Source organism: Allorhizobium sp. GW101-3B10 (genome assembly GCF_059424725.1).
Map to the genome: position 1 here is coordinate 4,443,631 of NZ_JBWKZR010000001.1, position 18,881 is coordinate 4,462,511.

At 64.5% G+C, this 18,881-nt stretch carries 7 protein-coding genes; 2 read left to right on the forward strand and 5 right to left on the reverse strand.

All coding sequences use genetic code 11. The annotated features are described in order from the left end of the window. Positions 1-68: 68 nt before the first annotated feature. The 3 genes from AC07Y0_RS21785 to AC07Y0_RS21795 all read right to left on the reverse strand — a co-directional run bounded on the left by AC07Y0_RS21785 (position 69) and on the right by AC07Y0_RS21795 (position 10,821). Entirely contained in the window at positions 69-8,579 is an 8,511-nt protein-coding gene (locus AC07Y0_RS21785; RefSeq protein WP_498679721.1) for a glycoside hydrolase family 94 protein, read from the reverse strand. A 374-nt stretch (positions 8,580-8,953) separates the two neighbouring features. After that, positions 8,954-10,156: a pyridoxal phosphate-dependent aminotransferase gene (locus AC07Y0_RS21790; protein WP_498679722.1), complete on the reverse strand. Its 1,203-nt coding sequence runs from the start codon at positions 10,154-10,156 to the stop codon at positions 8,954-8,956. Positions 10,157-10,167: 11 nt separating this feature from the next. Next, a complete protein-coding gene (locus AC07Y0_RS21795) occupies positions 10,168-10,821 on the reverse strand; it encodes a TetR family transcriptional regulator C-terminal domain-containing protein (protein ID WP_498679723.1) in 654 nt (217 codons plus the stop codon). A gap of 283 nt (positions 10,822-11,104) precedes the next feature. Between AC07Y0_RS21795 and AC07Y0_RS21800 the strand changes: the two genes are divergently transcribed. Further along, the gene (locus AC07Y0_RS21800) at positions 11,105-12,268 is read left to right on the forward strand and encodes a M20 aminoacylase family protein (protein ID WP_498679724.1); all 1,164 of its coding nucleotides are present in this window, start codon (positions 11,105-11,107) and stop codon (positions 12,266-12,268) included. Positions 12,269-12,350: 82 nt separating this feature from the next. Here the strand turns inward: AC07Y0_RS21800 and pyc are convergent, their stop codons facing one another. Next, a complete protein-coding gene (gene pyc, locus AC07Y0_RS21805; protein WP_498679725.1) occupies positions 12,351-15,812 on the reverse strand; it encodes a pyruvate carboxylase in 3,462 nt (1,153 codons plus the stop codon). Positions 15,813-15,925: 113 nt separating this feature from the next. After that, positions 15,926-16,666, reverse strand: coding sequence for a LuxR family transcriptional regulator (locus AC07Y0_RS21810; RefSeq protein ID WP_498679726.1), 741 nt, complete (start codon positions 16,664-16,666; stop codon positions 15,926-15,928). A gap of 328 nt (positions 16,667-16,994) precedes the next feature. On the opposite strand from AC07Y0_RS21810, the gene AC07Y0_RS21815 reads away from it, so the two are divergent. Then, on the forward strand, positions 16,995-18,734 hold the full coding sequence (locus tag AC07Y0_RS21815) for a glucan ABC transporter ATP-binding protein/ permease (RefSeq protein ID WP_498679727.1): 1,740 nt from the start codon (positions 16,995-16,997) through the stop codon (positions 18,732-18,734). Positions 18,735-18,881: the final 147 nt, after the last annotated feature.

Here is an 18,881-nt window from a genome sequence, read left to right on the forward strand (position 1 = left end):
GACCGGAGGCTTTTTCGTTGCATCAAGGTCTCGAGTGACTGATCGCCAATCGCCTAGCTGCCGCAGCCCTATCGGGCTGCAGCGAGCACGTATCCGGCCTCGGGGTCGGCGATCTTCTGGCCATTGACCGTCACGCCGTAGCCGGCGTCACCGGCAAGGCGTTCGACGGCGATGGCGAGGGTCTTGCCGTCGATCGTCAGGTCGGCCGTGAAGGCGTTCCATTCCGGCGGCAGCACGGGCTGGACGAGCAAGCGATCGCCCTTGCGGGCAACGCCGAGCAGGCCTTCGACCGCGAAGCGGTAGAGCCAGCCGGCCGATCCGGTATACCAGGTCCAGCCCCCGCGTCCGAGATAGGCCTCGCCGCCATAGATGTCGGCCGCGACGACGTAGGGCTCGACGCGGTAGCGTTCCGCTGCATCGGCATCGAGCGCGTGGTTGACCGGGTTCAGCATCTCGAAGCAGCGCCAGGCATCGGCCGGTCTGCCGGCCTTGGCGAGCGCCATGCCGAGCCAGATGGCGGCATGGGTGTACTGCCCGCCATTCTCGCGCACGCCCGGCGGATAGGCCTTGATATAGCCGGGATCGAGCTTGGTCTTTTCGAACGGTGGCGTGAAGAGCCGGATGATGCCGGCCTCCTGGTCGATGAGTTCGGCAAGGGCGGCATCGAGCGCCTTTGCGCTCTGCTGCGGCGTGCCTTCGCCCGACAGGACGCTCCAGGACTGGGCGATCGAATCGATCCGGCATTCTTCCGACTGGGCGGAGCCGAGCGGCGTGCCGTCGTCGAAATAACCCCGGCGATAGTAATCGCCGTCCCAGGCTGCGGTCTCCAGCGCCTGCCGCAGAGTGGCAAGATGCGTCGTCCAGCGGGTGATCCGTGCCTCGTCGCCTCGGGCCTCTGCGTGGCCGATGAAGGACTTGAGCGTCGCGGCGAGGAACCAACCGAGCCAGACGCTCTCGCCTTCGCCCTTTTCGCCGACGCGGTTCATCCCGTCGTTCCAGTCGCCACCGAGGATGAGCGGCAGGCCGTGAACTCCGGTTCGGGCGACGGCAAGATCCAGCGCGCGCGCGGCGTGCTCATAGAGGCTTGCCACCTCGTCTGACGTCGTCGGCTGGAAGAAGCTGTCGTGCTGACCCTCGGCCAGTTGCGGCCCTTCGATGAAGGCGAGGTTTTCGTCCAGGAAGGTCTTGTCGCCGGTGGCCGTCACGTACTGGTCGACCGCATGGGCCAGCCATACGACGTCGTCCGATATGCGGGTGCGCACACCGGCGCCGGTATTGGGAAGCCACCAATGCTGCACGTCGCCTTCGACGAACTGGCGCGACGCAGCGTTGAGGATCTGGCGCCGTGCCAGGCTCGGTTCGTACAGCAAGAAGGCGAGCGTATCCTGCAGTTGGTCGCGGAAGCCATAGGCGCCGCTGGCCTGGTAGAAGCCGGCCCGCGCGAAGATGCGGCAGGCAAGTGCCTGGTAGGGCAGCCACCGGTTGACGAGCGTGTCGAAGGCGGCGTCGGGGGTCTTGACCTGCAGCTGGCCGGTGAAGCCGGTCCAGAAGGCCCTGCTGGCCGTGAGGATGGCCTCGAAGCTTTCCTTGCGCAGCGTCCCGATCAGGTCGCGGGCGGCGTCCTCGGTGTCGGTCTCGCCGAGCAGGAAGGTAATGTCTCGTTCGGCGCCTGCCGGAACCTCGATGTCGAAGGCGAGGGCCGCGCAGGGATCGCTCTCGGTATCGGCGGAGCCGGACAGGTGGGACTGGCGGGCCAGCGCCTGCGGCATGCGGATCGATCCATGCCGGCCGATGAACTCGCGCCGGCTGGCGGTATAGCCGAGCGGCTTGTCGAGGCCGGCGAGGAAGGCCGTACGACCCGGATAATTGATGTCATAGGGGTTGGTGGCGAACAGCGCGCCGGTGGCTTCGTCGAAGGACGACAGCACGAAGGGCGCGCTCTTCTGCGCATTGTTGCCCAGAACCCACTCCGCATAGCCGTAGACGCGGAAGCTGCGCGCTTCCCGGCCCCTGTTGCGCAGGACGAGGCGAGACAGCTTGGCAGGACGGTTGCGGTCGACGGTCTGGGTCAGTTCGAGGTCAAGCCCGTCATGGCGGCTGGAGAACACCGCATAGCCGAGGCCATGGCGGGTTTCGAATTCCGCTCCATCATTGAGATTGAGCGCGCTGAACGGAACGAAGGTCCGACCGCTCTCGAGATCGGCGACGTAGAAGGCCTCGCCCGGACGATTGACGACCGGGTCGTTGGTCCATGGCGTCAACTGGTGGTCGCGCGAATTGGCGCTCCAGGTGAAGCCAGCACCTTCGGCGGACACATGGAAGCCGAACTGCTCGTTGGCGATGACGTTGATCCACGGCTGGGGCGTCGACTGGTGGGCCCCGAGGCGGATGACATATTCCTTGCCGTCCTCGGCAAAGCCGCCGAAACCGTTCCAGAATTCGAGGCCCTTGCCGTCGCTTGCCGGCACGACCGCAGCCGAAGCGGCCGGTGTGGCGGGCAGCAGGCCCGGCCATTCCATCTCCGCGCCGTCGGGGCTGCGCGGGCTGGCAAACAGCGAGACCGCACGGTTGATCTGGTCGACGATCTTTCCGTTCCTGGCGTGCAGCACGACGCGGGCTGCGGCGATCAGGGCCTGCGAGGCGCTCTCGTCCATCAGATCGTGGCGCACGACGAAGACATGCGGCTTGCCGCCGCTGCCGTCGGGCAGGCGATGCCTCAAATTGTCGGCCAGCTGGTCGAGGGCGTGCTGCATGTCCTGCGCGTAGGACGTGGCGCGTTCGTTGACGATCGCCAGATCGGCGACGATGCCGCGACGGCGCAGGTATTCGAGCGCGCTCATCGCTTCGCGGGCGATCTCCATGTCCATGTCGTCGTTGATGCGCAGCGCGAAGATCGGATAGTCGCCGGAAATCGCCAGCGGCCAGAGGGCCGACTGGGTGGCTAGGCCGTTGCGCACGGTTTCCGGATCGGCCCGCAGATGGTTGTCCGGATAGACGAGGTAGCGGCCGAGATGCTGGAAGGCGGCGGCCTGCTGCGAGGTGATGCCGATATGGCGCAGCTCCACCTGGGCGCGGGTCCAGGCGTGGATGAGCTCGTGGCTGAAGGAATCGGGATGGCGATAACGTTCGATCGCCTGGTCGATCTTCTCGCGGTTGGGCGCGGCGATCGTCCAGAAAATGACGCTGACCTTCTTGCCTGACGGAACCCGCACCACGCGGCGCAGGCTCAGCACCGGATCGAGGGTGAAGCCCTCCGTGCCCGACAGCGTGGCGCCCGGGTCGAAGGCTGCAGCTTCGGCGAGGCAGCGGCCGCGACCGAGGAAGCGCCGGCGATCGGTTTCGAATTCGGTGGGTCGGCCGGGGCCGGTGCCGTCGACCACCAGATGCGCCACGCACATGTCGGCATCACCGGGGCTGCGCTTGTTGCGCTCGGCGCGGATGACGTCGCGGCGGCGGCCGAACTCGGTCTTGATGAACATCCGCGAGAACAGCGGATGGGCATTGTCGGCGTCGTCCTGGGCGATGACCGGTTCGAGATAGGACGTCACCTCGATGAAGCGGTCTTCGCTGCCGGTGTTGAGAATCGTCAGGCGCCGGCCTTCGGCATCATGCTCGGTGGCGACGATGCACTCGACCTGGGTCGAGATGTCGCCGACCGTCTTGAAGAATTCCGCCTTGTCGTCGCCGAAGATGACCTTGGACTTCTCGTCTTCGGCCCGGCGCGGCGAGGCGGTCGCCGACCACCACTGGCCGCTTGCCGTATCGCGCAGGAAGATGAAGGTCCCGGAGCGGTCCTCGGTCGGATCGGCCGTCCAGCGCGAGACGGACTGGCCGTTCCAGCGGGAATAGCCAGACCCCGTCGCCGTCAGCATGACCGAGTAGTGGCCGTTCGACAGGAAGGCCAGCGCGCGGTCCTTGGTCGCCGGATCGGTGACGGTGCGGACTTCCGGGCGCAGCAAGTCGGCCTGGCCCTTGCCGGGCGTCTGCGGCTCGTACTTGGCGCTCATCACCGGGATTTCGCGCGGCGCCTTTTCCTGCAGCAGCAGTTCGGCCGCCTCGATCACCGGATCGGCGTGGAAGAGCTCGCGCAGGCGGCCGTTGAAGGCGACGTTGGCGATGGCCGCGATCGACATGCCGTGATGGTGTGCATAGTAGTTGTAGACCACGGCGCAGGACTTGCCTTCGGGAAGACGGGTCGGGGTGAAGTCCACAGCGTCGTGGAAGCCGTAGGCACCGAGCGCGCCCAGCTTGCGCAGGCGCTCCAGGTTTTCCAGCGCCGCTTCGGGGAAGTACTGGCTGGCGAGGATCGAGGCATAGGGCGCGATGACCGCATTCTGCCCGAGGCCTCGCTTGAGCCCCAGCGTCGGCACGCCGAAATTGGTATACTGGTAGGTCAGCTCATGGTCGCGGGCATTGAAGGCGGCTTCCGAAATCCCCCACGGAATTCCGAGCCGCTTGCCGTGATTGATCTGTTCCTGAACGACGAGATTGTTCGTCTGGTTGAGGATGCCGCCCTGGCGCTCCTGCATGACGAGCGGCGGCATCAGATATTCGAACATCGAGCCGGACCAGGAGATCAGCGCCGCCCGGGCGCCGATCGGCACGACCTGGCGGCCGAGGCGATACCAGTGCTCGGTCGGAAGGTCGCCCTTGGCAATGGCGAACAGGCTGGTGAGCCGGCATTCCGAGGCCAACAGGTCGTAGCAGGCTTCGTCCAGTTCGCGGCTCTCGACGCGATAGCCGATCGACAGAAGGCGACGCTCGGGACGGAAGAGGAAGGTAAAATCCATAGAGAAGGCGATGTCGCGGGCGCGGTCGCGCAGGAGCGCCAGCCGCTGGCGCAGCGGATCGATGTTCGACAGGTCGAAGGCGGTGTCGGCGATGTGTGCCTCGCAGACGCCGACCAGCGATTCGGTCCAGCGAGTGACTTCGCCACTCTGCTCGGAGCGGACTTCATGGTGCAGGTTGGCGGCAAGCTTCTGGATGTCGCGCGCCAGCACGCCGAGATTGATGATGCGGATCGAGGCGAATTCGTGCTCGCGCTTGACGGCGGCAAGCGCTGTGTTGAAGCCGATGATCCGCTCCTCCAGGCGGCGACGCAGCGGCCTGACCGTCTTGCGATCGTCCGGCAGGGTCTTGAGGACTTCCAGCAGGATGCCGCCGACATCGCCGATGCCGTCGAGATTGCCCTGCATGTGGGCCGAGGGCGCCTCCGCCCATTCGCGGCAGGCCGAGGAGATGGCGATCAGGTGGCCGGCAAGGTTGCCGCTGTCGACCGCGGAGATGTAGCGCGGGCCGAGCGTGTTCAGCGTGTCCGTGTAGTACCAGTTGTAGAGATGGCCTCGGTACTTATCCATCCGTTCGACCGTCGAGATCGTCTGCTCGAGCCGCTCGATCGTCTGCTCGAAGCTGATCCAGCCGAAGTGGCGGGCCGAGACGACGGAAAGGAGGTAGACGCCGATATTGGTCGGCGAAGTCCGGTGGGCGACGACCGGCTCCGGCCGTTCCTGGAAATTGTCCGGCGGCAGGTAGTTGTCGCCGGCGGTGACGAAGGTTTCGTAGAAGCGCCAGGTGCGCCGCGCGATCTTGCGCAGCTCGACGGTCGCTTCCTCCGGCACGAAGAGGCTGTCCTCGGTCTCGGCGGACTGGCTGACATACCAGGCGACGAGCGGCGACAGGACCCACATGATGGCGAAGGGAAGCCCGATCAGGTAGCCGTAGCCGCCGGGAAGGGCGGCGACCGCCAGGGCCAGGACGGCGAGGACCGGGGCGTGCAGCATGCTGCGGTAGTAGGAGGAGATGTTGCCCTGGGCGGAGGACTGGATGCTGGCGGCGGTGCGCCACTCGAGCAGCAGCTTGCGGCTGACCGTCAGGCGATAGAGCGAGCGGATGATCGCGTCGGCCATCATGTAGGCCATGTCGGCGATGAAGACGATGCGCAGCGCGACCTGGGCATTCGACGAGCGCAGCTCGGACCACAGCGACTGGAAATGCGCGGCGGGCACGATGTCGCTCTGGCGCGGCACGAGGCCTGACAGCAGCGACAGCGTCGGGGCGACGAACAGGCAGAAGATCAGCAGCAGCTGCCAAAGGAAAGCGCCGACCGGATCCATGGCGAGCCAGCCGAGCACGGAAGCGAGGAACCAGGCCATCGGGGTCAGCGAGCGACGCAGGTTGTCGACCATCTTCCAGCGGCCGAGCGCGGTGATGCCGCGGGCCGGATCGAAAATGTAAGGCAGAAGCTGCCAGTCGCCGCGGGCCCAGCGATGCTGGCGGGAGATTTCGACTTCGTAGCGGGTCGGGAAATCCTCGACCAGCTCGACGTCGGTGACAAGGGCGCAGCGCGCCATCGAGCCTTCGAGCAGGTCGTGGCTAAGCACCGTGTTCTCGTCGATGCGGCCCTTCAGCGCCGTCTCGAAGGCGTCGACATGATAGAGGCCTTTGCCGGTGAATGTGCCTTCGCCGGTGATGTCCTGATAGACGTCGGAAACGGTGAAGACGTAAGGGTCGAGGCCCCGGTTCATCGAAAAGACGCGCTGGAAGACCGAGGCGTCCTTGCCCGTGGTGAGCGAGGGCGTCACGCGCGGCTGCAGCACACCGTAGCCGCTGATGACGCGGCCGCTTTCCGGATCGTGCACCGGCCGATTGATGGGGTGGTAGAGCTTGCCGACCAGCTTGGTGACCGCATCGCGCATCAGGCGCGTGTCGGCATCGAGCGTCATGACGTATTGCACGCCTTCCGGCACCATGTTGGCGCCCGGCATATAGGAGGTGTCGCGGTCGCCGCGCAGAAGCAGGTTCAGTTCATGCAGCTTGCCGCGTTTGCGCTCCCAGCCCATCCACGCGCCTTCGGCGGGATTGTGGAGCCGGCGACGGTGCAGGAGGAAGAAGCGGGTCTTGCCGTCATGGGCGTAGCGCGCCGCCAGTTCGGCGACCTGGACCTTGGCATATTCGAGGATTTCGAGATCGGCCGGGGTTTCCTCGACCGGGCTGTCGCGCCAGTCACTCAGCAGAGCGAAATAGATCTCGCCGCGCGGGTTGGTGAGGTAGTGGACCTCGAGATTGCGCACCAGCTCGTCGACGTCGTCGCGTTTGGCGATCAGGCAGGGGACGACCACGAGCGTACGCGCGTCCTGCGGCAGGCCTTCCTTGAATTCGTAGCCGGTGAGCCGCGCCGGCTTGGCGACGAAGGTGACGAGCGTGTTGAAGAGCCCGGTCGCGCCTTCGGAGGCGGGCAGCGAGAACAGCACAAGAAGGAAGACCATGAGCGGCGTCGATATGCCGGCCATCGACAGGAAATAGCCGACCAGGGCCATGGCGCCGAGCGTCAGGCCGATGACCGGTACGGCGATCGACAGCCAGTTGAGACGCTGGACGGCGAGCGCCAGGCGGCGCCAGAGCGGTACGCGATAGCCGATCGCCCGTTCGAGCAGCGGACGCTGGGCGCCGACGAGATAGCCGCCGACATTGAGCGAGCCGACGGCCCGGTCGGCGCGGGTCGCTTCGGCGGCCAGGTCGATCGCCATCTGGGCGATCTCGATTTCCGACTTGTCCGAACGGCGCGCCAGTTTTTCGATCGTGCTGCGATAGGCATTGCGCGAGCCGAAATCGAGCTCGCGATAGTCGGTGTGCTGTGCAAGCACCTTGTCGACCAGACAGACGTCCTCGACCCAGACCGACCATTCCTTGTCGTCGATCTCGCGCAGGCTCTTGACGATGTTGCCGGTGGTCACATTGCCCGACGACAGGCGGTTATGCTCCTGCGTCATCGCCTCTTCGGCCGTGCGTCCGGCCTTCTTGAGACGCTCTTCGACCCAGGCGACGGCGAAGCTGGTGTTCTGCGAGCCGTTGCGCAGACGATAGAGGAACTGAGTGGCGAAGGTGTTGTCGTCAGCCAGCGGCTCGATCTGCTTCAGCAGCTCGGTCGAGCTTGCCGCGTCGTTGAGCCGGATGATCTCGTCGGCCACTTCGTTCGCCTTGCGGCGCATGCGGCGCGAACGGTCCACCCGGGTGGAAATGCGGCGCAGGTTCTCGATCAGCACGAAACGCACGATCGAGGGCAGCGCCCACAATTCGCCGATCTCGAGGGTCTTGTGCTTCTGGAAGCCTTCGACCAGGGCCGTCATGGCCTCCATCGACACGGTCGAGTGGGTGTGGGCCACATAAAGCCAGGCGAGCGCCATCGTCCGGGGGATTTCGCGATTGCCGATCTTCATCGTCGGAAGCTGGCGGTAGAATTTCTTGGGGAAGTCCCGGCGCACTTCCTGGATCGCTTCTTCGATGACGTAGTGATTGTCGAGCAGCCATTCGGCGGCGGGCGTGATCGTCGCACCGGCCTCTACGTCGGTCGCGGTCGCCCGATAGACTCTCAGAATCTCGCGCTCGTTCTCACGATGGCGCGCGAAGAAGTCGAAATCCATCAGGCCCGGCAAGTCGTTTGCCCCATCTCTGGCAAGCGCCTCGGCGCTTTCGCGCAGTTCTTCGATGGTGAAATAGGAGGCCCGGATCGCATCGTTGTGATCGATCTGTCTGGTTTCTACGTCGCGCGACTGAACTTGCAGCGTCATGGGCAAAAACATAATCTCGAGTTTTCGTTAGAGGGCGTTCGTCAGGGTTCGTCTTGACCCACTGCTATCCCCCGGCGCATCGCATTGCACGGTTTTGGCCTCTCGTTCAATCATCTGAACTCAAAAAGCCGGCAATGCGAGGCGATGGCGTCAAAAAAACCGGTCCGTGCGGAGATAGGTTCACGGCTTCGCTGGGAAAATTGGTTTTTTTATGCCTTATTTCAAAGCAGTAGCCAAGGGGCGTGGATTTCAGGCGGGCGCGACGGCCTTTGCCGGAGCCTGTGTTGTCCGATGCTGCCGGGAGGGGATGCCGCGGAACGGGCGATCGGTCCCTGTGGACGTTTCGTCTCCCTGAGGTGCTGCCGATCAGGCCTTCGCCGGACGTCTCAGCCGGCTGCCCGCTGCGGACTCCGCCGGCGATCGGCCAATTCTGCGGCGAGGTCGACCATGCGCCCGGCGGCGATCGCCAGTCGCTCGTCGTTGACCGTCAGCGAGACGCGGATGAAACTGGCGGCCTGCTTGCCGAAGGAGGCGCCGGGCATGACGGCGACGTGCTTGCGCTCCAGCAGCCGGTGAGCGAAATCCTGTCCTGCAAGGCCGGTGCCGGTGACGTCGACGACAATGAACATGCCGCCTTCAGGCATCATCGGCTTCAGCGTTCCCTCCCGTTCGAGAATGTCCGCCAAAAGCCTTGCCCGCCGCTCGTAGTTGGCGCGCATCACCGTTGCCGTGTCGAAGGGCTGGGTGAGCGCCATCGCCGTCATGTCTGCGATGAAGGGCTGGACGCCGAACAGCATGGTTTCGGAGACGGGCAGCAGGCGATCACAGAATTCCGCGGGCCCGATCGCCCAGCCGCTGCGAAAGCCGGGTGCGGCATGGGATTTCGAAATCGACGAGACGACGATGGTGCGCTCGGCCAAGGCCGGATCGTCGAACGGGGAGGCGAAGGGGCTGCCGAAGATCAGTTCCTCATAGACCTCGTCGCAGACGATCCAGAGATCGTGGTTGCGGCAGACTTCGCCGATTGCCGCAATCTCCTCGGCGGAGAGCACTGCACCCGTCGGATTGTGCGGCGTGTTGAGCAGAACCACGCGGGAGCGCGGCGTCACGGCGCGGGCGAGATCCTCCGCCTGCAGGTGAAACTTCTTCTCGGGATGCAGCGGAACAGGCGCCATGCGGGCGCCGCTCGCCGCGATCACCCCTTCGTAGGTCGCATAGTAGGGATCGCCGACCAGGACTTCGTCGTCGCGGTCGAGCAGGCCGAGCATCACGGTGAAGAGGGCGGTCTGCGTGCCGGGGAAGCACAGCACGTTTCGTGCGGTCACGTCGCTCCGGCGCCTGCGGTATTTCTCGACCAGGGCGTTGACCACGGACGGCTCGCCGCGGCCGTTCGAATAGCGCGTGCGGCCGGCATACATAGCGCGGGCGCACTCGTCGAGCAGAGCCGGGTCGGGGCGGACATCCGGTTCGCCGATCGTCAGCTCGATAACCGGTATGCCCTCCGCCGCCTTGCGCCGCGCCTCAAGATGGATCGCCCATTTGCCCGATCCCAGATCGGCGAGGCGTTCGGTAATGGCGGCATAGCGCATGGAGTGTCCCATCAATTCGTGTCGTTCGGTCCGTCCGGACCGGTGAGTTTCAGGCCCCCGAGCAGGGACTCCACCGATTCGAGCGCGATGCGCGGCAGCGCCTGGTCGTCGAACAGGTCGCCGGCCAGCGAACCTTCCAGCCACAGTCCGTCGATCAGGCCGTTGATGGCGATCGCCAGCTTGCGGCATTCCTCCGGCGCGACCGGCCTGCCATTGGCGGCGAGAAAGGCAGTCAACAGTTCCTCGAGCGAGCCGAGGAAGGTCAGGTAGTTCTCCCGATGGATGCGGGCGAATTCCGGATCGACGCGCACATGGCTGATGAAGGCGGCCCAGAGCGAGAGCGTGCGCGGATCGATGATCGGCGGGCTGACATTGGCGATGACAAAATCATGCAGGCGCCTGCGTGGATCGCTGCCGGCGGCCTCGGCGGCGTTGATCGCCGTGGTGCCGATCGTCATCATGACCTCGCGATAGGCGACCTGCAGCATCTGCTCCTTGCCGGTGAAATAATGGCGGATCAGGCCGCCGGTCACGCCGGCGCGGGCGGCGATCTGGCGGACCGTTGCGCCCTGCAGGCCATATTCGGAAATGCAGTCGAGCGTGGCGGTGATCAGGTCCTGCCGGCGTTCGGCCTCTCCGGCGCGGTGAAAGGGGCGGCGGCTCATGGTGCGACACCTGGGACGTCTGCGACGTCCAAGCGCTGCGTTCTGTTCCTCTCGCGCGGGCCGAATTCCTGCATGCGCTCCTCCCCGGGTCAGGCAGACCGATCGTTCAATCGGCGTTGTCGACTTCCTGTTTATACGGTTGAATAATTGAGGCACAAGTGCAAAACTCCGGCTCCATTCACCGGTCGCGCGCCAGCCCAGCGTCCGGTTGACGACGAACCGGCGGGGACAGTCGCCGACGGCCGAACCCGCCAAACCACAGCCAACCCCTCTGGTGCCTCAGATGACAATTCAGTTTTCCAACTACATGGCCGACGTCGTGGCGACCCGCCGCTATCTCCATCAGCATCCCGAGATCGGCCTGTCGGAGTTCAACACCTCGGACTATGTCGCCAAGAAGCTCGAGGCGCTGGGCTATGAAGTGACGCGCGGGCTGGCGAAGACGGGCGTCGTCGCCACGCTTCGCAACGGCACCAGCACGAAGAGCATCGGCATCCGCGCCGACTTCGACGCGCTGCCGATCCTCGAGGAAACCGGGCTCGACTATCAGAGCAAGACGCCGGGCATGATGCATGCCTGCGGTCACGACGGTCATACCGCCATGCTTCTGGGGGCCGCCAAGATCATCGCCGAGCGGAAGAATTTCGACGGTGTGGTGCACCTGATCTTCCAGCCGGCCGAGGAGAATTTCGGCGGCGCCAAGATCATGATGGACGACGGGCTGTTCGAAAAATTCCCGTGCGACGCGGTCTTCGCCCTTCACAACGACCCGACCATCCCCTTCGGCCAGTTCGCGCTGCGTGAAGGGCCGATCATGGCGGCGGTCGACGAATGCAAGATCACCGTCAACGGCCGCGGCGGCCATGGTGCCGAGCCGCAGGATACCGCCGATCCGATCGTCTGCGGCGCATCGATCATCATGGCGCTGCAGACCATCGTCTCGCGCAACATCCACCCCATCGACCCGACGGTCATCACCGTCGGTGCCTTTCATGCCGGGGGTGCGAGCAATGTCATCCCGGAACGCGCCGAGATGCTTCTGTCCATCCGTTCCTTCGATCCGAAGGTTCGCGACCAGCTGGAGGAACGCGTGCGCATGATCGCCGAGGGCCAGGCGGCGAGCTACGGCATGGGCGTCACCATCGACTACCAGCGGGGCTATAACGCGACGATCAACCACAAGGCAGAGACCGACTTCATCCGCACCCTGGCAACCCGGTTTGCCGGCCCGGACAAGGTCGTCGAGCTGGCACGCCCGACCATGGGCAGCGAGGATTTCGCCTATATGCTGGAAGAGCGGCCGGGCTGCTATTTCTTCGTTGGCACGCAGCGGACGCCGAACGACCCGCCGCTGCACCATCCGCGCTACGACTTCAACGACGACCTGCTGCCGATCGGCACCAGCTTCTGGGTCGAACTCGCCGAAAAGTGGCTGGCGGCGAAGTAACCTGCGTCGACGCCCGCAATGAAAAGCCCCGGTCAGTGCGCTGCTGACCGGGGCTATTTTGTTAGAGCCGGAGGGTCTCGCCTCAGGCGGCGAAAACGACCAGCAGGTCCTTGGCGTCGATCTGGTCGCCGGTCTTGACCAGCACCTCGGCGATCGTGCCGTCGCGGTCGGCATGGAGCGCCGTTTCCATCTTCATCGCCTCGATCGACACCAGCACGTCACCCGCCTTGACGGCGAGCCCGGCGGAAATCGCCACGGTCGAGATGACGCCCGGCATCGGCGCGCCGACATGGGCCGGGTTGGACGGATCGGCCTTGCGGCGCGCGGCGCTGCCCGCCGCCCCATGGGCACGATCCGGCACCTTGATGCGGCGCGGCTGGCCGTTCAGCTCGAAGAACACGGTGACCATGCCCTTGTCGTCGGTGGCGCCCATCGCCTGGTTGACGACGACCAGCGTCTTGCCCTTTTCCAGGTCGACGAACAGCTCCTCGCCGGCCGGCAGGCCGTAGAAGTAGTTGGGCGTCGGCAGGACCGAGACCGGACCATAGGTGTCGGCCGCCAGCGCATAGTCGGTGAAGACCTTCGGATACATGAGATAGGAGGCGAGCTCGAAGTCGCTGACTTCCCGGTTGAGCTTCTCCTCGATTGCCTTGCGTTCGGCATCAAGGTCGGTGTCCTCGAGCAGGGAGCCGGGACGAACCGTGTAGGCGGGCTCACCCTTCAGGGCCTTCTTCTGCAGGCCTTCCGGCCAGCCGATCGGCGGCTGGCCGAGATCGCCGCGCAACATGGAGACGACCGATTCCGGGAAGGAGACTTCCTTTGCCGGATCGACGACGTCCTCGACGGTCAGGTCCTGGCTGACCATCATCAGCGCCATGTCGCCGACCACCTTGGACGAGGGCGTCACCTTGACGATGTCGCCGAACATCTGGTTGGCGTCGGCATAGGCCTGGGCCACTTCGTGCCAGCGGGTTTCGAGACCGAGCGAGCGGGCCTGTTCCTTGAGATTGGTGAACTGACCACCCGGCATTTCATGCAGGTAGACTTCCGAGGCCGGGCCCTTCAGATCGCTCTCGAAGGCCGCGTACTGGTTGCGCACGGCTTCCCAGTAGAAGGAGAGGCGCCGGATCCAGTGCGGATCGAGGCCCGGATCGCGCTCGGAGCCGCGCAGGGCTTCGACGATCGAACCGAGGCACGGCTGCGAGGTATTGCCCGACAGGCTGTCCATCGCCGCATCGACCGCATCGACGCCCGCATCGACCGCGGCCAGCACGGTCGCCGCCGAAATGCCCGAGGTGTCGTGCGTGTGGAAATGGATCGGCAGGCTGGTCGCCTCGCGCAGCGCCTTGAAGAGGATCTTGGCCGCCGCCGGCTTCAGCAGGCCTGCCATGTCCTTGACGGCGATGATATGGGCGCCGGCCTTTTCCAGTTCGGCGGCGAGCGCCGTGTAATATTTCAGGTCGTATTTCGGCCGGGCGGCATTGAGGATGTCGCCGGTATAGCAGATCGCTGCCTCGCAGAGCTTGTTCTCCTCGGCGACCGCATCCATCGAGACGCGCATGTTCTCGACCCAGTTCAGGCAGTCGAAGACGCGAAACAGATCGATGCCGCCGGCCGCCGCCTGACGGACGAAGTATTTCACGACATTGTCGGAATAGTTCTTGTAGCCGACGCCGTTGGCGCCGCGCAGCAGCATCTGCAGAAGCAGGTTCGGCGCACCCTCGCGGATCAGCGCCAGGCGCTCCCACGGATCTTCGGTGAGGAAGCGCATGGACACGTCGAAGGTCGCGCCGCCCCAGCACTCGAGCGACAGCAGGTTCGGCAGCGCCCGGGCATAGGCGCCGGCGGCACGGGCAATGTCGTGGGTGCGCATGCGGGTTGCCAGCAGCGACTGGTGACCGTCGCGCATGGTGGTGTCGGTCATCAGCACGCGGGTCTGACTGCGCATCCATTCGGCGAACTTGACCGGGCCCAGCGTGTCGAGCAACTGCTTGGTGCCGTCCGGGATCGCGGAATCGATGAAGGGAACGACCGGCTCGGCGGCATCTGCCGGCGGACGCGGACGGCCCTTGGCTTCCGGATGGCCGTTGACGGTGACGTCGGCCAGGTAGGTCAGCAGCTTGGTGGCGCGGTCCTGGCGCTTGACCTGGGCGAACAGTTCCGGCGTCGAATCGATGAAGCGCGTCGTGTAACTGTTGTCGCGGAACTGCGGGTGGCTGATGATCGCTTCGAGGAAGGTGAGGTTGGTGGCCACGCCGCGGATGCGGAATTCGCGAAGCGCCCGGTCCATGCGCTGGATCGCTTCCTGCGGCGTCGGCGCCCAGGCTGTGACCTTTTCCAGAAGCGGGTCGTAGTAGCGGGTGATCACCGCGCCGGAATAGGCCGTGCCGCCGTCGAGGCGGATGCCGAAGCCGGTCGCCCCGCGATAGGCGGTGATACGGCCATAGTCGGGGATGAAGTTCTGCTCGGGGTCTTCCGTGGTGATGCGGCACTGCAGGGCATGGCCGTTGAGGCGGATGTCGGCCTGGGCGGGCACGCCCGATTCCGGGGTGCCGATGGCATGGCCGTCGAGAATGTGGATCTGTGCCTTGACGATGTCGATGCCGGTCACGACCTCGGTGACGGTATGCTCGACCTGGATGCGCGGATTGACCTCGATGAAGTAGAATTTGCCGGTGTCGGCATCCATCAGATACTCGACCGTACCGGCGCCGACATAGTTCGTCGCCTTGGCGATCTTGAGCGAGTAGGCGGCGAGTTCCTGGCGCTGCGCGTCGCTGAGATAGGGGGCCGGGGCCCGCTCGACGACCTTCTGGTTGCGGCGCTGGATCGAGCAGTCGCGCTCGAACAGGTGCACGACATTGCCGTGCGTGTCGCCGAGAATCTGGCTTTCCACGTGGCGGGCACGTTCGACCAGTTTTTCGAGATAGACCTCGTCCTTGCCGAAGGCGGCCATCGCCTCGCGCTTGGCCTCGATTACTTCGCGGGCGAGATCCTTCGGGTCACGAATGGCGCGCATGCCGCGCCCGCCGCCGCCCCAGGAGGCCTTCAGCATGACCGGATAGCCGATCTCCTCGGCCATGCGAGCCACTTCCGCCATGTCGTCCGGCAGCGGGCTGGTGGCCGGCACCACAGGAACACCGACCGAAATGGCCAGGTTGCGCGCGGCGACCTTGTTGCCGAGCTGGCGCATGGTTTCGGGGCGCGGGCCGATGAAGATGATGCCTGCATCGTTGCAGGCATCGACAAATTCCGGGCTCTCGGAAAGAAGGCCGTAGCCGGGATGGATCGCATCGGCACCCGAGAGCTTGGCCACCCGGATGACCTCGTCGATCGAAAGGTAGCTTTCGATCGGCCCGAGTTCTCGGGCAAGGTGCGGGCCGCGGCCGACCTGGTAGCTTTCGTCCGCCTTGAAGCGGTGCAGGGAAAGCTTGTCCTCCTCGGCCCAGATCGCGACCGTTTTCAGCCCGAGTTCGTTGGCGGCGCGGAAGACGCGAATGGCAATTTCGGATCGGTTGGCAACGAGAATCTTTGAAATGGACAAATCGGTCTCCTCAGTCGATGGCCATGGAATGCTGCACTGCGAAGAACCCCATATCCTTTTGTCACAAAGAGTTCAATTTCTCCGATTGATGGATGCCAAATTTCTGCCAAAATTCACGTGATCAGCCCCATCCGGAAGGCCAACGCCACCACATGCTGGCGATTCTTCGCCTTCAGCTTGTCCTGGATGCCGTTCATATACCAGTCGACCGTGTGGTTCGAGATCCTCAGGATCTTGCTGATGTCGTTCGAGGTCATGCCGTCGGCGAGATAGTTCAGGACCTCCATCTCGCGCCGCGTCATGCGCGTATCGACCTGCGTCGCCTCCTCCAGCGCCCCGGTCTCGCGACGAAGTTCGAGCAGCCGCCAGAAGGCTTTCTTGGCAACCGCGTCGAAAAGGGTCATCTCGACGGGCGAAAGATCGACGGGCCGACCGCCGAGCGTCATGTTGCCGAGCAGGCCGTTGCGACCATGCACGGGGAAGATATAGCCGTCATGCAGACCGAAGCGGAGCGATTCCATCATCATCCGCTCCATGCGCTTGCGATGCGGATCGCTCTTGAAGGCGGTAATCGTCTCGTTCCAGCGAAAACCCTTCTGCGCCTGTCCGAGATAGCGGATGGTGGGATCGATCAGCACGAATTTCTTGGCGATGTAGGTCTCGGGCCAGCCCTCCGGCCAGCGTCCCGTCAAGACGAGCCCCATCGGGTTCTCATTGGGTTTCGGCTGACGGATGATCCCGTAGTAGTCGAAACGATAGTGCCGAAGCAGCGTTTCCAACTCGGTGAGGACTTCCTCGGCCGTGCGGCACTCGTCCGCGACAACCAGGAACTGGATCAATTGGTTAATGCTCAAACCTACCCCCATCTTCGCCCTGCAGGCGAGACCACGAAAAAGCCATACGATCCCGATCTCTATCGGTGTGATCCGTTCGGAAGGCATCCATAAGCTAACATATATCGTTAGGAGGCATTTAAATCCGACACCCGAAATCTAGCCACTGCCACGAAATCTGACCTGCCGGGAATGCCGGGTCGCATCGGTTGCGCCGAACCGGACGCCCCGGGGAGCCGTCGGCAGATCCCGGCTGCCTGATCACACTATGGCATATCCTCTTGCCAGTTTATAAGAAAAACGCTTCAAGCTGCGATGGCCAATCCGGCCGATCGATGAGGAAACGCAATTGTCCTTGTTCCAGGTCTACATAAAGGCCCTGAAATACCTGGCGGCCTACCGCTTCCGGGTAACGCTGGTCGTGATCGCCAATATTGTGCTGGCGATGATCACCATCATCGAACCCATTCTTTTCGGGCGCATCATCGACGCCATATCGGAAAAGGGCGACGCGAAGACCATGCTGATCGCCTGGGGTGGCTTCGGCGTGTTCAACACGATCGCCTATGTCCTGGTCGCTCGCGAGGCCGACCGGCTGGCGCATGGCCGGCGCGCCGACCTTCTGACCGAGGCCTTCGGCCGCATCATTTCGATGCCGCTCAGCTGGCACCACCAGCGCGGCACGTCCAATGCGCTGCACACCCTGCTTAGGGCAAGCGAGACCCTGTTCGGCCTCTGGCTCGAATTCATGCGGACCCATCTGGCGACCGCGGTCGCGCTTACCCTGCTCATCCCGACCGCATTCTCGATGGACTGGCGTCTGTCCTCCGTGCTGATCGTGCTCAGCGTCCTGTACGTGCTGATCGGCAAGATGGTGATGAACCGGACGAAGGAAGGCCAGGCCTCGGTGGAAGGCCACTATCACACTGTCTTTTCCCATGTCAGCGACTCGATCAGCAACGTCTCTGTGCTGCACAGCTACAACCGGATCGAGGCGGAGACCCGGGCGCTGAAGCAATATGCCCAGCAATTGCTCGCAGCCCAGTATCCGGTCCTCGACTGGTGGGCGATCGCCAGCGCGCTCAACCGCATCGCCTCCACCGTCTCCATGCTGGTGATCCTGGTGATCGGCACGATCCTGGTGCAGAGGGGCGAGCTGAAGGTCGGCGACATCATCGCCTTTACCGGTTTCGCCGGCCTGCTGATCGGCCGCCTCGACCAGATGCGCCAGTTCGCCACGCAGATCTTCGAAGCCCGTTCCAAGCTCGAGGATTTCTACCATCTCGAGGACTCCGTGCAGGAGCGCGAGGAGCCGATCGGTGCCGCCGAGCTGAAGGATGTGAGGGGAGACGTCGAATTCCGCAACGTCTCCTTCGACTTTGCCAACACCACGCAGGGCGTGCATGACGTCTCGTTTTCGGTGAAGGCCGGCCAGACAATCGCCATCGTCGGGCCGACAGGCGCGGGCAAGACCACGCTGATCAACCTGCTGCAAAGGGTGCACGAGCCGCAGCAGGGCTCGATCCTGATCGACGGTACGGACATCCGGACGGTCACCCGCAAGTCGCTGCGCCATTCGATCGCCACCGTCTTCCAGGACGCCGGCCTGCTCAACCGTTCGATCCAGGAAAACATCCAGCTCGGTCGCGAGGACGCGTCCGTGGAAGAGATCCTCAAGGCAGCCGAAGCGGCGGCCGCGACCGATTTCATCGAAAGCCGGTTGAGCGGCTTCACCACCATGGTCGGCGAGCGGGGCAACCGGCTCTCGGGTGGCGAGCGCCAGCGCATCGCGATCGCCCGCGCCATCCTCAAGAACGCGCCCATCCTCGTGCTCGACGAGGCGACCAGCGCGCTCGACGTGGAAACCGAAGCACGGGTCAAGACGGCGATCGACCGGCTGCGCCAGAACCGCACCACCTTCATCATCGCCCACCGGCTGTCGACCGTGCGCGAGGCCGACATCGTGCTCTTCCTCGATCACGGCCGGATCATCGAAAAGGGCAGCTACGACCAGCTGAGTGCCAGCGGCGGGCGCTTCGCTTCGCTGCTTAGGACCAGTGGCCTGCTGACCGAGGAAAAGGCGGGCTGAGATCACCGGTCCTCTCCGACTGAACTGATGCCTCTGGCCTGGACAAGGCCGTGGCATTCGGCGAACTGGCGTGGCATGTTCGGTGCGGCTGTCGGGAGGCGGTTCGATCACACCTTGCCCCCCTGCCGGCCATGACTTGAGCATCGC

Bases quoted from the DNA above. Each gene is read 5' to 3' on its own strand.
- AC07Y0_RS21785 (WP_498679721.1), bottom strand. From the start codon at position 8,579: ATGTTTTTGCCCATGACGCTGCAAGTTCAGTCGCGCGACGTAGAAACC.
- AC07Y0_RS21790 (WP_498679722.1), bottom strand. From the start codon at position 10,156: ATGCGCTATGCCGCCATTACCGAACGCCTCGCCGATCTGGGATCGGGC.
- AC07Y0_RS21795 (WP_498679723.1), bottom strand. From the start codon at position 10,821: ATGAGCCGCCGCCCCTTTCACCGCGCCGGAGAGGCCGAACGCCGGCAG.
- AC07Y0_RS21800 (WP_498679724.1), top strand. From the start codon at position 11,105: ATGACAATTCAGTTTTCCAACTACATGGCCGACGTCGTGGCGACCCGC.